The sequence below is a fragment of the Azoarcus indigens genome (assembly GCF_004361735.1).
Classification (GTDB): Bacteria; Pseudomonadota; Gammaproteobacteria; order Burkholderiales; family Rhodocyclaceae; genus Azoarcus; species Azoarcus indigens.
This window is the reverse complement of the sequence record NZ_SNVV01000003.1, coordinates 171,224-186,278: the sequence shown is the minus strand read 5'-3', so window position 1 is coordinate 186,278 and position 15,055 is coordinate 171,224. Positions and strand designations below refer to the sequence as shown.

At 69.0% G+C, this 15,055-nt stretch carries 9 protein-coding genes; 5 read left to right on the top strand and 4 right to left on the bottom strand.

What is annotated here, in order from left to right; all coding sequences use genetic code 11:
• Positions 1 to 22: 22 nt before the first annotated feature.
• Genes C7389_RS05200 through C7389_RS05190 form a run of 3 tightly spaced genes read right to left on the bottom strand, consistent with a single transcriptional unit; the run spans position 23 to position 6,972 of the window.
• The gene (locus C7389_RS05200; protein WP_133589045.1) at positions 23 to 1,072 is read right to left on the bottom strand and encodes a transglutaminase family protein; all 1,050 of its coding nucleotides are present in this window, start codon (positions 1,070 to 1,072) and stop codon (positions 23 to 25) included.
• On the bottom strand, positions 1,069 to 3,558 hold the full coding sequence (locus C7389_RS05195; protein WP_133589043.1) for a circularly permuted type 2 ATP-grasp protein: 2,490 nt from the start codon (positions 3,556 to 3,558) through the stop codon (positions 1,069 to 1,071). The genes C7389_RS05200 and C7389_RS05195 overlap by 4 nt, the downstream gene beginning before the upstream one ends.
• A gap of 51 nt (positions 3,559 to 3,609) precedes the next feature.
• Positions 3,610 to 6,972, bottom strand: coding sequence for a transglutaminase family protein (locus tag C7389_RS05190; RefSeq protein ID WP_133589041.1), 3,363 nt, complete (start codon positions 6,970 to 6,972; stop codon positions 3,610 to 3,612).
• Positions 6,973 to 7,242: 270 nt separating this feature from the next.
• Here C7389_RS05190 and C7389_RS05185 point away from each other — a divergent pair, with 270 nt between their 5' ends.
• From C7389_RS05185 to C7389_RS05170, 4 genes are all read left to right on the top strand, one after another.
• The gene (locus C7389_RS05185) at positions 7,243 to 8,409 is read left to right on the top strand and encodes a M20 aminoacylase family protein (RefSeq protein WP_133589039.1); all 1,167 of its coding nucleotides are present in this window, start codon (positions 7,243 to 7,245) and stop codon (positions 8,407 to 8,409) included.
• Positions 8,406 to 9,404 (top strand): sensor domain-containing diguanylate cyclase, encoded by a 999-nt coding sequence (locus C7389_RS05180; RefSeq protein WP_133589037.1) that lies wholly within the window; start codon positions 8,406 to 8,408, stop codon positions 9,402 to 9,404. The genes C7389_RS05185 and C7389_RS05180 overlap by 4 nt, the downstream gene beginning before the upstream one ends.
• Before the next feature lie 55 nt (positions 9,405 to 9,459).
• Positions 9,460 to 11,955: an ABC transporter permease gene (locus tag C7389_RS05175; RefSeq protein ID WP_133589035.1), complete on the top strand. Its 2,496-nt coding sequence runs from the start codon at positions 9,460 to 9,462 to the stop codon at positions 11,953 to 11,955.
• 100 nt (positions 11,956 to 12,055) lie between these two features.
• Positions 12,056 to 13,444 (top strand): DNA recombination protein RmuC, encoded by a 1,389-nt coding sequence (locus tag C7389_RS05170; protein WP_133589033.1) that lies wholly within the window; start codon positions 12,056 to 12,058, stop codon positions 13,442 to 13,444.
• Here the strand turns inward: C7389_RS05170 and moaA are convergent.
• The gene (gene moaA, locus C7389_RS05165) at positions 13,429 to 14,502 is read right to left on the bottom strand and encodes a GTP 3',8-cyclase MoaA (protein ID WP_133589031.1); all 1,074 of its coding nucleotides are present in this window, start codon (positions 14,500 to 14,502) and stop codon (positions 13,429 to 13,431) included. The two genes, C7389_RS05170 and moaA, sit on opposite strands and share 16 nt — an antisense overlap.
• 219 nt (positions 14,503 to 14,721) lie before the next feature.
• Here moaA and C7389_RS05160 point away from each other — a divergent pair, with 219 nt between their 5' ends.
• Positions 14,722 to 15,003 carry a hypothetical protein gene (locus tag C7389_RS05160; protein WP_133589029.1) on the top strand — a complete coding sequence of 94 codons (282 nt, stop codon included), beginning with the start codon at positions 14,722 to 14,724 and terminating at the stop codon, positions 15,001 to 15,003.
• Positions 15,004 to 15,055 lie beyond the last annotated feature (52 nt).

The following is a 15,055-nucleotide window of genomic DNA, read 5'->3' as shown; positions in this document are numbered from 1 at the left end:
GGCTGGTCGGTGGATCAGCGGCTCAGCGGATCAGCGGGACGGAGGCGGGAAAGGACGGGTCGTCGTGGCCATAGACTTGGGCGATTTCGTCCGCGGGGACCACGGTGACCGCGATCTCCGGCTCGTGCTCGCCGCCGCCGAGGATGACGCCACGCAAGGGGGAGACGTCGGAGAAGTCCCGCCCCCAGCCGAGCACGATGTGCTCCCGCGCCGGCAGCAGCGCGTTGGTGGGGTCGAAATCCACCCAGCCGTGCTGCGGGCAATGCACCGAGACCCAGGCATGCGTGGCGTCGGCGCCGATGAGCCGCGGCTTGCCCGGCGGCGGGCGGGTGAGCAGGTAGCCGCTGACGTAGCGCGCGGCCAGGCCCAGCGAGCGCAGGCAGGAAAGCATGAAGTGGGCGAAATCCTGGCATACGCCGCGCCGGCGCTCGAACACCTCGGTGACGGGCGTGGAGACGTCTGTCGCCTCGGGGTCGAAGGTGAACTCGCGGAAGATGCGGTGCATCAGCGCGTCCACCGCTTCCAGCAAGGGCCGGCCGGGGGGGAAGTCGGCGGCGGCGTAGTCGGCGAACTCGCGCTTGAGGCGTACATGGGGCGACTCGAACATGAATGCCATCGCCTCCAGCACGTGCTGTTCCGCCGGCCGGCCAGCGTGGTAGCCGAGCAGGTCGCGCACCTGCTCCCAGCTGGGGCCGTCCTCCAGCGCCGGCAGCGGCGGTGCGTCCCGCTCCACCCAGCTTTCGGCGCGGATGAACAGGGTTTCATGGTCGCGTTCGAAGTGCAGCGACTGCACCGCGTTGCCGAAACCGTCGACGAAATTCAGCCGCCGTGCCGGCTCGGGCGAGATCTCCACATGGTGGCTGAGGCAACGCTGCCAGGGCAGTTCCCGCGGCGTTAGGCGCAGCAACTGGCGGGATTCGCCCACAGGCTGATCGTAGTGATAGACAGTGTCATGGCGCAGGTGGTAGCGCACCGGGCCGGCGGGCAGGGCTTCGGCGGCCGGCGCGGCGGCGCCCGGCGGGGCTGCCGCCAGGGTTTCCAGCTCCGGCTGGGGCTGCAGGGCGGCGCTCATGCGACTCTCCGCAGCGCCACCGGCCGCACGGTATGGGTGAAGAAGCGGCGGTGTAGTTCGTCCGACAAGGTGTGCGCGCCTTGCTGGATCTGCATCAGCAGGCGGCCCAGGTGGCCGCAGGCGCCGTCGCAGTGTTCGGCCTCCAGGGTGGTGAGGTCGAAGCGGCGCAATTGGGAGGAGAGTTCGTCCAGCAGCGGCGGGCAGGGATGGCCGAGTTCGGAGGCGGTGCGCTCCAGGTCGTGGCGCAGGGTCTCCACCTGGAAGGCCACCGAGTGCGGGTTGGAGGTGTCGAACACCAGCAGGTGCGCCACCGGCAGCGTCTCAGGCGCGCGGCGGTAGCGAGCACGGTAGGTGACGATGGAGTTGGCGGTTTCCAGCAGCCAGTCGAACATGCGCTCCCGGGTTTCCGCCGGCGCGTCCAGTGGCACCGAGATCAGTGTCGAGAGACCGACCATGCGTTCGGCATGACGGCCGAGGATGAGGAAGCGCCAGCCTTCGTCGCGGGTCATGTCGTCCATGGCGAAGCCGGCCAGCGAGATGCAGGAGAGCATCACCCGGTCGAGGGCGGCCAGGGCCTGGTCTATGGTCGCGGCCGGCGTCTGCAGCACCTGCTCCAGGCGGTTGAGCGCATGCCAGTTGTCGGAGGACATGCGCTCCCGCACCTGGCTGGCGGCGAAGGCGAGGGCGCGCAGATTGGCGGCGACCGAGCCGGCCTGTTCCGGGTCGAACACCGCTGCCAGCAGGCGCTCTTCGATGTCCTCGTCCGGGTCTTCTATGGTTTCCACCGGCAGCACGCCGGCGTGGCAGGCGGCGGTCAGCAGGCCGCGGAAGCTGGGGTCGCGGCCGCCTTCCGAACTGGACACCCGGGCCAGCGCGGCGCGCAGGATGCGGGAGCTGGCCTCGCAGCGCTCGGCGTAGCGTCCCATCCAGAACAGGTTTTCGCCGACGCGGGAGGGAATGTCGCTGGCCGCGCAGACGAGGTCGATGACGCCCAGGCGCTTCTTCAGCAGGCTGGTATGGACGACCGGCTCTTCGGCCTTGATCCAGGTGTCCTTGGACAGGCCTCCGCGCTGCATGGAGATGACCTCCATGCCGGCGCGCGGTGCCACTCGGGCAAGCGCGCCGGGCATCACCACGTAGCCTTCGGGCGTGGCGGTGGCGAACACCCGCAGGCCGACCGAGCGCGGCATCAGGCGCTGCTCGCGGTAGCGGCTCCATACTGGCGCCTGCGCCAGCCGCACCCATTCCTGCGCAACGTAGGCATGGGGCTGGGCCTGCAGGCGGGCGATCATGTTGCGGCGGGCCTCGCCGCGCAGCTGGTGGCCGAACATCGCTTCCATGTGCATGCTGGCGAAGGCCGGCTTGATGACCAGGTCGTCCAGGTGCTCCAGCGCATACTCCAGCGCCGGCGGCTCGCCGCACCACCAGGTGGCGACCGAGGGCATGGCCAGCGGCTCGCCCAGCAGGCGTTCGGAGATGGCCGGCAGGAAGCCGAACAGGGCGCCGGACTCCAGCACGCCGCTGCCCAGCGCGTTGGCCATCAGCACTCGGCCGGCGCGGATGGCGCCCAGCAGGCCGGGAATGCCCAGCGCGGAGTCGGCGCGCAGCTCCAGCGGATCGCAGAAGTCGTCGTCCAGCCGGCGCAGGATGGCGTGCACCCGGCGCAGGCCGCGCAGCGTCTTGAGGTAGACCGTGTCGTCGCGCACGGTGAGATCCTGGCCCTCGACCAGCGGGAAGCCGAGGTAGCGGGCGAGGAAGGCGTGCTCGAAATAGGTTTCGTTGTACTGGCCGGGCGTGAGCAGCACCGTCAGCGGCGCTTCGCCGTCGGTGGGCGCCAGGCGGCCCAGGCTGTCCTGCAGCGCGCGGAAGAAGCCGGCCAGCGGCTGCACATGCATGTCGCGGAAGGCGTCCGGGAAGGCGCGCGAGACGATGAGCCGGTTCTGCAGCGCGTAGCCGGCGCCGGACGGGCCCTGGGTGCGGTCGGCGATGACCCACCAGCGGCCGTCGGGCGAGCGGGCGAGATCGGCGGCGTAGTTGTGCAGCCACACGCCGCCCGGCGGTTGCACGCCGCGGCAGGGCCACTTGTAGCCGTGCTGGCCGAACACCAGCGCCGGCGGCAGCAGGCCCTCGGCGAGCAGGCTCTGGTCACCGTAGAGGTTGCCCAGCACCGCGTTGAGCAGGCGGGCGCGCTGGGCGATGGCGGCTGAGATCTGCGCCCACTCGTCGGCGCTCACCATCAGCGGCAGCATGTCCAGTTCCCACGGACGCTTGGTGCCCTTGGGGTCGGCGTAAACGTTGTAGGTCACGCCGTCGGCCTCGATGGCGTCGCGCACGAAATCGGCCCGGCGGGCAAGGTTGTCGTCGGGGAAGTGATGCAGGCGGTCGGCGAATCCCTGCCAGTGGGCGCGCGGGCGCCCGTCCGCCGCGAGCATTTCGTCGTAGCGGTCCGGGCTGGGGGGATAGGCGTCGATTAGGCCGGAGGGCATGGTCAGAAAAAGCGGCGCCGCCTCGGATTGAGCCGAGGCGGCGCGTGTGGGTCAGAATTGGCGCAAGTCTAGCGTGAACGGGAACTCCGGGTTGATCCGGGCTTCCCCGATGTCCATACGACCCGGGGTATGCCCCATGCGGAAGAAGCGGGCCATGCGGCGGCTTTCGGCCTCGAAGGCGTTCACCGGGAAAGTCTCGTAGTTGCGCCCTCCGGGGTGGGCGACGTGGTACTGGCAGCCGCCCAGGCTGCGCTGGTTCCAGGTATCCACGATGTCGAACACCAGCGGGCCGTCCACGCCTATCGTCGGGTGCAGGCAGGAGGCTGGCTGCCAGGCGCGGTAGCGCACGCCGGCAACGAACTCGCCCACGGTGCCGGTGGGTCGCATCGGCACCGGAACGCCATTGCAGGTGACCTGGTAGCGGTCCGGCGCAGTGCCGCTGAGCTTCACCTGCACCCGTTCCAGCGAGGAGTCCACATAGCGCACGGTACCGCCTATGGCGCCTTCCTCGCCCATCACATGCCAGGGTTCCAGTGCCCCCCGCAGCTCCAGGGTCATGCCCTTGACGTTGAAATCGCCGTACTTGGGGAAGCGGAATTCCTGGTGCGGCGCGAACCACTCGGCCTGCATCGGGTAGCCGTCGGCCTGCAGGTCGGCGATGACGTCGCTGAAGTCCTGCCAGACGAAGTGCGGTAGCAGGAAGCGGTCGTGCAGTTCGGTGCCCCAGCGCGCCAGCCGCTGCGGTTCATAGGGCTCTTTCCAGAAGCGGGAGACCAGGGTGCGCAGCAGCAGTTGCTGAGTGAGGCTCATCTGCGCATGCGGCGGCATTTCGAAGGCGCGCATCTCCAGCAGGCCGAGGCGGCCGGTGGGGCCGTCGGGCGAGTACAGCTTGTCGATGCAGAACTCGGCCCGATGGGTGTTGCCGGTGACGTCGATCAGCAGGTTGCGCAGCAACCGGTCCACCATCCACGGCGGGCAGCCGTTGGGGCCCTGGGCGGTGACCCGCTCCATCTCGCGAAAGGCCAGTTCCAGCTCGGGCAGGGAGTCGTTGCGGGCTTCGTCCACCCGCGGCGCCTGCGAAGTCGGGCCGATGAAGAGGCCGGAGAACAGGTAGGACAGGCTGGGGTGGTTGTGCCAGTAGCTGACCAGGCTGCGCAGCAGGTCCGGCCGGCGCAGGAAGGGCGAGTCGGCCGGTGTGGCGCCGCCGAGCACGAAGTGGTTGCCGCCGCCGGTGCCGGTGTGGCGGCCGTCCAGCATGAATTTCTCGGTGCTGAGGCGGGAGTAGTGGGCGGCCTCGTAAAGGTGGGTGGTCTGGTCCACCAGTTCCTGCCAGCCGGTGGCCGGGTGGATGTTGACCTCGACCACCCCCGGATCCGGCGTGATGCGGAACTGCGACAGGCGGGTGTCGCGCGGCGGCTCGTAGCCTTCCAGCAGCACCGGCTGGCCGAGGTGTTCAGCGGTGGCTTCCACCGCCGCGACGATCTCCAGGTAGTCCTCCAGCCGCGGCACCGGCGGCATGAAGATGTAGAGAGTGCCGTCGCGCGCCTCGGCGCACATTGCGGTGCGGGTGATCCAGCCGGCGGACTGCTTGGATTGCGGTCGCTGGTCGGTGACCGTGGCGGCGGCTTCGGCGCCGCCATTGCCGTTGGCGCCCGGGCTGGCGCTGCGCCGGCCCACGCCAGCGATGCCGCTGCCGGGCGAGAACTGCTGGCGGATGGCGGCATGCGCCGGCAAGGGCGGCACGCCGGCAAAGGGATCGGGCTGGTGTATCCAGGGATAGTCGGCCTGGCTGGCCCAGGGCTGGGAGTCCAGCGGCAGGCGGTAGCCCAGGGCGGAGTCGCCGGGCACCAGGTAGCAGCGCTCGGTGCGCAGGAACCAGGGGCCGGTCTGCCAGGCGTTGCCGGCCGGGTTGCGGGCGATGGGCAGCACATAGCCCACCGTCCTGTCCAGGCCCTGGGCGTAGACCTTCATCAGCCGCGCCCGCTCCAGCGGATCTTCGAGGCGGGAATCGAAGGGATCGACGTTGGCCGGCAGGCGGCGCTCGCGCCACAGGTAATAGAAGACGTCCTCGAAGGCGGGGAAGACGTACTGCGCATCCAGGCCGACGCGATCGGCGAAGGCGCGCAGGAAGCGGCCGGCGACCTCGTCGCTGGCGGTGCCGGCGCGGCTCTCGTCGGCGATCAGTTCAGGGCGGGTCCACATCGGCTCGCCGTCCTTGCGCCAGAAGCAGTTCAGCGACCAGCGCGGCAGTTGCTCGCCCGGATACCACTTGCCCTGGCCGAAGTGCACCAGGCCCTGCGGCGCGTAACGTTCGCGCAGGCGGTGGTAGAGGTCAGCGGAGAGGCGCTTCTTGTTCGGCCCCATCGCCGCGGTGTTCCACTCGGCGCCGTCCGGGTCGTCCACCGAGACGAAGGTGGGTTCGCCGCCCTGGGTGAGGCGCACATCGCCGGCCACCAGTTCTTCATCCACCGCGTGGCCCAGGGCCTGGATGTCCGCCCACTGGGCTTCGGAGTAGGGCTTGGTGACGCGCGGCGCCTCCCAGATGCGGGTGACCTTCATCAAGTGTTCGAAGCTCACCTCGCACTTGTCCAGCGCACCGGTGACCGGTGCGGCGGAGTAGGGGTCAGGCGTGCAGGCGAGCGGGATATGGCCTTCGCCGGCGAACAGGCCGGAGGTGGGGTCCAGGCCGATCCAGCCGGCGCCCGGCAGGTAGACCTCAGCCCAGGCGTGCAGGTCGGTGAAGTCGGCTTCGGGGCCGGAGGGGCCGTCCAGCGACTTCACGTCCGGCGTGAGCTGGATCAGGTAGCCGGAGACGAAGCGTGCGGCCAGGCCCAGGTGGCGCGCCAACTGCACCAGCAGCCAGGCGGAGTCGCGGCAGGAGCCGGAGCGGCGCTCCAGGGTTTCCTCCGGCGCCTGCACGCCGGGCTCCAGCCGGATGGTGTAGTCGATGTGCTTGTAGAGATTGCTGTTGAGCTCGACGAGGAAATCCACGCTTTGCTTCTTTTCGCGCTCGACGCCGTCCAGGTAAGCGGCGAATTCCGGCGTCAGCGGCAGCTTCTTGAAGTAGGGCGCGAGTTCGTCCCGCTGCCAGGATTCGTATTCGAAGGGATAGTGCTCGGCGTAGGGTTCGAGGAAGAAGTCGAAAGGGTTGATGACCGCCATTTCGGCCACCAGCTCCACCTCGATGTGGAACTGACGGGTCTTCTCTGGAAAGACGATGCGGGCCAGGTAGTTGGCTTGCGGATCCTGCTGCCAGTTGATGAAGTGCTGCTCCGGCAGGATCTTCAGCGAGTAGCTGAGGATGCGCGAGCGGCTGTGGGGCGCCGGACGCAGGCGGATGATCTGCGGACCGAGGTTGATCGGGCGGTCGTAGTCGTAGCGGGTGATGTGGGACAGCGCCACATGGATCGACATGAACTTGTTCCTCGTGCAGGCGGACTGGGCAAAAAAGCGATCGTTGCGGACCAGCAATTCCCGCGCCATGCGGGATGGGATTCAAAGACGCCGGTATGCCACCGAAAATGCACCGTTCATGGGCGGCGCCAGCGGCCGGCGCACCGTTTCGAAACCTGCCTGCGGCAGGAGGCGGACGCGGTCGGATTCCTGTAATACACTCATCGTTTGCCCGGGCCGGACTGGCTGTTCTGCAAGTCCTCGGCCCAGATGCCACGATCGGGTGTAGCCATGAGCGTAACCGACATTTCCAGCCCCAGTCATGCCGATTTGATTGCAATCCGGAGAGATATTCACGCTCATCCGGAACTGGCTTTTGCCGAGCACCGTACCGCCGAACTCGTCGCCGACCGCCTGACCCGTCTCGGCCTGGAAGTGCACCGCGGCATCGGCGGAACCGGCGTGGTCGGTGTGCTGCGCGCCGGCCGCGGCCTGCGCGCCATCGGCCTGCGCGCCGACATGGACGCGCTGCCCATCACCGAGCGCAACACCTTCGCACACCGCTCCACCCACCAGGGCTGCATGCATGCCTGCGGCCACGACGGCCACACCACCATGCTGCTGGGGGCGGCCGCCGAGCTGGCGGCCAGGCCGGAGTTCGACGGCATTGTCTATTTCCTCTTCCAGCCGGCGGAGGAAGGCGAAGGCGGAGCGCTGGCGATGATAGAAGACGGCCTGTTCGACCGCTTCCCGATGGAGTCGGTGTTCGGCATGCACAACTGGCCCGGCATGCCGGCCGGCCATTTCGCAGTGCACGACGGCCCGGTGATGGCCAGTGCCGACCGCTTCGACATCCGCATCCTCGGCCGTGGCGCCCACGCCGCAATGCCCCACCTGGGGAATGACCCGGTCGTCGCCGGGGCCGCGCTGGTGCAGGCCATACAGTCGGTGGTGGCGCGCAACCTGGACCCGCTGGACGCCGGCGTGGTGTCGGTGACCGGCTTCCACGCCGGCGAGGCCTACAACGTCATCCCCGACCGCGCGGAGATCTACGGCACGGTGCGCGCCTTCTCCCCGGCGGTGCGCAATCAGATCGAGGCGGCGCTGAAGCGCCAGTGCGAAGGCATCGCCGCGCTGTTCGGCGTGGAGGTGGAATACGCCTACCGCCGCGGCTATCCGCCCACCATCAACTCCAGCGCCGAAGCGGCTCTGGCGGCGGAAGTGGCGGCCAGCGTGAGCACCAGTGTGAGCACCGATGCGCGCCCCAGCATGGGCGCAGAAGACTTCGCCTACTTCCTCGAACGCAAGCCGGGTGCCTACATCTGGATAGGCAACGGCCCGGGTGAGGGCGGCTGTACGCTGCACAACCCCAACTACGACTTCAACGACGAGATCATTCCCGCCGGAGTCGCCTACTGGGCGGGCCTGGCCCGTCGCCTGCTGCCGGCCTCAAGGTGAACACGCCGCCTCTCCCGCCCGCGCCCTCCACCCCGCCGGCCAGCCGGCTGGGGGAGGCGGACGCCGCCGCCCAACTCGCCTATCTCCGTGCCATCCTCGGCTCGCTGCCCGATCCCATCATGGTGATTGGCCGCGATGGCCGTTATCTGGACGTGCTCGGCGGCGCCGACCGTGGCAATTACGATGCCGCTGCACCCTTGGTCGGTCTGCACATGCAGGACGTGCTGCCGGAGGAAAAGTGGCGCTTCTTCCTCGACGTGGTCCACCGTGCGCTGGACAAGGGATGCCTGCAGACCGTCGAGTACCGCCTCTCTGCCGACGAAGTCGAGCCCACCGATAACGATGGTCCCAGCGGGGCGCAATGGTTCCAGGGCCGGGTCTACCCCATCGCCGGACGGGATGCCGTGGTGTGGCTGGTGGTGAACATCTCCGCGCAGAAGGCGCTGGAGGAGCGTCTGAAGCGCCTCTCCGAGGTGGACGACCTCACCGGCGCGCTCAACCGGCGCTGTTTCCTGGAGCGGCTGGAAGCACTGTTCGGCGCCCACTACCGGCGCAGCCGCAGCCTGGCGGTGATCGTATTCGACGTGGACCACTTCAAGTCCATCAACGACATCCACGGCCACGCCCAGGGTGACCGGGTGCTGAAGCGCCTGGGCGAGGTGGTGGCGGCAGGCCTGCGGGCGGACGACGTCTTCGGCCGCACCGGCGGCGAGGAGTTCGCCATAGGCTGCCCGGCCACCGACGCCCAGGAGGCGGAGATCCTGGCCGAGCGTCTGCGCGCCGCGGTGGAGAACCTGGTGTTCCAGACGCCGAGCGGCGAACTGCACGTCACCGTCAGCCTGGGCGCGACCCAGCTCGGCCCTGACGACAAGGATGTGGACGGGCCGCTGCACCGCGCCGACCAGGCGCTCTACCTGGCGAAGCGGCGCGGCCGCAACCAGACCTGCGTGTGGGCCGGCGACGAAGAGCCGGACATCGATCTGGTCGTCGATTGAACCGAACGGCCCGCCGGCCGTCCATCCGCCGTTCCCCCTTTTTCGTTTCCACCAGATGAATACCTTCCGCCTCGCCCTCCGCATGATGTTCCGCGACTTCCGCGCGGGCGAGTTGCACCTGCTCGGCCTCGCCATCATCGTCGCCGTCGGCGCGCTCACCAGCGTCGGTTTCCTCGCCGACCGCGTCGGCCGCGCGCTGGACCGGGAGGCCAACCAGCTGCTGGGCGGCGACCTGCTGCTGCGCGCCGACAAGCCCTGGTCGGACGAGGTGGTGGCCGAGGCCCACAAGCGCGGCCTGCGCACCGCCACCACCGTACTGTTCACCAGCATGGCCAGCACCGCCGAGCAGGCGACGCTGGCCGGCGTGAAGGCGGTGGAGCAGGGCTACCCGCTGCGCGGCACGGTGCGCATCGCTCCCGGCCCCAACCAGGCGGACGCAGTCGCCGACCGGGTGCCGGCCAGCGGCGAAGTGTGGCTGGACGAGCGCCTGTTCGCCGAACTGGGGGTGAAGCAGGGCGAGCTCGTCGGCCTGGGTACCAAGGAGTTCCGCGTCGGCGGCATGGTGACCTTCGAGTCCGACCGCGGCGCCAACTTCTTCAGCCTGCTGCCGCGCGCCATCTTCAACGTGGCCGATCTGCCGGCCACCGGCCTCATCACCGTCGGCAGCCGCGCCACCTACCGCCTGCATGTGGCCGGCGGCATCGCCGAGGTGGAGGATTTCGAGCGCTGGGCCCGCGCCGGCCTGCAGCGTGGCCAGGCGGTGGAAACCGTTGCCAACGCGCGGCCTGAGGTGCGCAATGCGCTGGATCAGGCGCAGCGCTTCCTGCGCCTGGCCGCGCTGCTGGCGGTGATCCTCGCGGCGGTGGCGGTCGGCCTGTCGGCGCGCCGCTTCATGCGCCGCCATCTGGACGGCTGCGCGGTGATGCGCTGCCTGGGCGCGCGCCAGCGCCAGCTCATGGGCATCGTTGTCGGCGAGTTCCTGCTGTTCGGCCTGCTGGCTGCGCTGGCCGGTACTGCGCTGGGCTGGTTCGTGCAGTGGGCGCTGGCCGGCGGGCTGCGCGAGATCCTCGCCACCGAGTTGCCGGTGCCTTCGCTGCTGCCACTGGCCCACGGCCTGATCGTCGGCATGGTGCTGCTGGCCGGCTTCGTGCTGCCGCAGCTGCTGCGCCTGGGCGCGGTGCCCACGCTGCGGGTGCTGCGGCGGGAATTCTCCGCCGCCGAGCCGCTCAGCGGCAGCGCCTGGGTGGCCGGCTTCGTCGCGCTGACGGCACTGGTGTTCTGGATTGCCGCCGACCTGCGCCTGGGCCTGTTGGTGACGCTGGGTTTCAGCGCTGCGCTGGGCTTGTTCGCCCTGGCCGCCTGGTGGGTGTTGCGGCTGGCTGGCCGGCTCAAGGGCACCGGCAGCCTGCGCGGCGGTGGCTGGCGCTACGGCGTGGCGGCGCTGGGCCGGCGCATGGGCGGCAGCGTAATCCAGGCTGCGGCGCTGGGCCTGGGCATCACCGCCCTGCTGCTGCTGACCCTGATCCGCGCCGACCTGCTCGACAGCTGGCGGCGGATGACGCCGCCGGACGCGCCTAACCGCTTCATCATCAACATCCAGCCGGACCAGCGCGACGCCCTGGCTGCCGCCTTCATCGCCGAAGGCCTGCCGGAGCCGGCCATCCTGCCGATGATCCGCGGCCGCATGGTGGAGATCAACGGCAAGCCGGTGAACAGCGAGGACTACGAGGACGAGCGCCTGCGCCGGCTGGCGGAGCGGGAGTTCAACCTGTCCCACTCCGATCACCTGCAGACCGGCAACACCGTTGTCGACGGCAAGTGGCATGCCGGTTCGCACACGCCGCAGTTCTCGGTGGAGAAGGGGCTGGCGCAGGATTTCGGCATCAAGGTTGGCGACGTGGTGGCCTTCGAGATCGCCGGCGAGCGGGTGCAGGCGCCGGTCACCAGCGTGCGCGAGCTGGACTGGGATTCGATGCGGGTGAATTTCTTCTTCATCTCGAACGAGGGGCTGCTGGAGGATTACCCCGCCTCGCTGATCACCAGCTTCAACCTGCCGCCGGGCCATCATGAATTCACCACCCGGCTAGTGGCGCAGTTCCCCAACCTCTCCATCATCGATACCGCGGCGCTGCTGGAGCAGGTGCAGTCGATGACGGACAAGCTCATCCTCATCGTCCAGTTCGTGTTCGGCTTCGCGCTGCTCGCCGGCCTCATCGTGCTCTATGCCGCGCTGCAGGCCACCCATGACGAGCGCGAGTACGAATTGGCCATGCTGCGCACCCTGGGTGCGCGACACCGCCAAGTGAAGCAGGCGCTGCTGGCCGAGTTCGCGGTGCTGGGCGGCATCGCCGGCGTGCTCGCCGGTGCCGGCGCCAGCGCGCTCGGCTGGGCACTGGCCCACTACGCCTTCAAGATGCAGTACGTACCGGGCCTGCTGCCGGTGCTGGTGGCGGTAGTGGTCGGCGCGCTGGGCGTGATGGCCGGCGGCTGGCTGGGCACCCGCGGGCTGCTGTCGCGGCCGCCGCTGGCCAGCCTGAGGGCGCTGGCCTGAGGGGAGGGCGCTGTGGGCCGGCGGCTATAATCCCGCCCCATCCCTGCGTCGTCCCACATTCGCCCCAGCGGCAAGCGGAGCCTCCGTGCAGCAAAACCTGATGTTCGCAATCGCGGCCCTGGCGCTCTTCGCCGGGGCCGCCGCCATTTGGCTGGCCCTCAGACTGGCGCGGCTGGAACGCAGCCTGCCAGCGGTAGTGGAAGCCGGCCTGCGGGAGCAACTGGCGGAGCAGCAGCGCGCGCTGCTGGCGGATCTGCATCTCGGCCTGGGCCGGCAGGGCGACCGCCTGGGCGCGCAGGCGGAGCAGGGCAGCGAGCGGCTGAGGGAGTCCATGCAGGCCCTGCATCTGGCGCTGCAGGGGCAGCTGGGCCGGCACCGGGAGGATGTGGCGCTGCGCTTCTCGGAACTGTCCAGTTCGGTCACCGCTTCGCATGAACGTCTGCGCGGCGAGATGCTGGAGCAGACGCTGAAGACGCTGTCCGAACATGCCCGCGCTGACCGCGAGTTGCTGCAGGCCGGTCTCAACAATGCCACGACTCAGCTATCGACCTCCATCGAGGCGCTCACCCGCACAATCAATGAACGCCTGGAAGGCATCAGCGGCCATGTGAACCAGCGCCTGGACGAAGGCTTCCGCAAGACCAACGAAACCTTCGCCAACGTGATGGCGCGGCTGGCGACCATAGACGAGGCGCAGAAGAAGATAGACGGCCTCACCACCAACGTCGTCGGCCTGCAGGAACTGCTGGGCGACAAGAAGGCGCGCGGCGCCTTCGGCGAGGTGCAACTGGAGGCGCTGGTGAAGAACGCGCTGCCGCCGGATGCCTGGGCTTTCCAGGCGACGCTGCCGAACAACGCCCGGGTGGATTGCCTGCTCAAGCTGCCGGAGCCCACCGGCCAGGTGGCGGTGGATTCCAAGTTCCCGCTGGAGAACTACCACCGCATGTTCGACGGCGCGCTGGCCGACGCCGACCGCCGCGCCGCGCAGGCCGCCTTCCGCGCCGACATCCGCCGCCATGTGGACGCCATCGCCACCAAGTACATTCTGCCCGGCGTGACCTCCGACGGCGCGGTGATGTTCGTGCCGGCGGAGGCGGTGTTCGCCGAGATCCACGCCTATCACCCGGAGGTGGTGGAGTACGCCCAGTCGCGCCGGGTGTGGATCGTGTCGCCGACCACCCTGATGGCGGTGCTGAACACCGCCCGCGCGGTGCTGAAGGATGTGGAGACGCGCAAGCAGGTCCATGTGATCAAGGACGCGCTGGGCAAGCTGGCGAAGGACTTTGGCCGCTTCGACGAGCGCATGGCGGCGCTGGCGCGGCACATCGAACAGGCCGGCCGCGACGTGCAGGAGGTGCAGACCTCCAGTCGTAAGATCAGCGCCCACTTCCGCCGCATCGAAGCGGCACGGCTGGAGGAGGACGCGGCGGACGACGAAGCCGCTCCGGCGCTGCCGGCAGGCGGGCCCGGCCTTCAGCCGCCGATGTAGGACATCTCGATCTTGCGCGCCGCCGCGGTATGGGCGGTGCGGATCTCGGAGTAGCGGTCCTCCCGGCCCTGCCACACGCTGGCGATGGCCGCATCCAGGCGGACGTCGTCGGCATCCGCCCGCAGCAGGCTGCGCAGGTCGTGGCCAGCCTGGGCGAACAGGCAGGTGTAGAGCTTGCCCTCGGTGGACAGGCGTATCCGCGTACAGGTGGAACAGAAAGCCTGGGTGACCGAGGAGATCACGCCGATCTCGCCGCCGCCATCCACGTAGCGCCAGCGCTCGGCTACCTCGCCGCTGTAGTTGGGATCCACCGGCTCCAGCGGGAAGTGGCGATGGATGCGGGCGACGACCTCGCTGGAGGGCAGCACCTCGTCCATTTTCCAGCCATTAGAGGAGCCCACGTCCATGAACTCGATGAAGCGCAGGATGTGGCCGCTGCCGCGGAAGTGGTGCGCCATGGCCTCGATGTCCCCATCGTTGGTGCCGCGCTTCACCACCATGTTCACCTTGATCGGCCCGAGGCCGGCCTCAGCGGCCGCGGCGATGCCTTCCAGCACCTGGGAGACCGGGTAGTCGGCATCATTCATGCGGCGGAACAGGGCGTCGTCCAGCGCATCCAGGCTCACGGTGACGCGGTTGAGGCCGGCATCCTTCAGCGTCTGCGCCATGCGCGGCAGCAGCACGCCGTTGGTGGTCAGCGTCAGCTCGGCGCCCAACGGGGCCAGCATCCCGATCAGCCGCTCTATGTGCTTGCGCAGCAGCGGCTCGCCGCCGGTGATGCGGATCTTGCGCACCCCACGGGCGACGAACAGCCGGGCGACGCGCAGGATTTCCTCGAAGCTGAGCAGATCCATCCGCGGCAGGAAGGGATAGTCCTTGTCGAACACCTCCCGCGGCATGCAATACACACAACGGAAGTTGCAGCGGTCGGTCACCGAGATGCGCAGGTCGTGCACCTCGCGCCCGCGGCGGTCCGTCAACGGCGAACCGGGCGGCGGCAGCGTCGCAGAACCCAGCGGCGCGGCGGCCAGGGCGGAGCGGATGGGAATGACCTTCATGGGCGGAAGCTTCTGGGTTTTGCTCTTCGAGTCCGGCCTGCGGATGGCGTTCCATGGCGGGCGCCGGGCCGGAGTCCGGATTATCGACAGGCCGGCAGATGGTGGCAAGCCGAGGTACTCCCCATCTTTGGCGCGTGGTGTGAAAAACCGCATGGCGGCGGGCTCTGGCGGCCGGTATAAAAGCCCTGTCGTCTAACCAAAGTTGTAATTCTGGCAGCCATGAACGCACCTCAGTCCGCGAAGCTCAAGCGTACAGACACGGCTTCGCTCTTCCAGCGCTTTCCTCATCTGAGCGTGATCGACCTGATGTGGGGCAGCCGGGAATGCCGCAGCTATATCTTCCGTTTGATGACGGACACCCGCGGCGGCTCGCGCCAGGGCTTTCCGCCCGAGCATGCGCGCACCATCATGACCTTGCTGCTGGAGCATGACCGCAATTTTCCCCAGTTCGAGAACGACGGCGAGGACAACCGCTGGGGCGACCACTACCAACGGCGCTGAACAGGCGCAGGGAGCGGCGCGCTTGCAGCGCGCGCTCGGCAAAGGCGAAGAT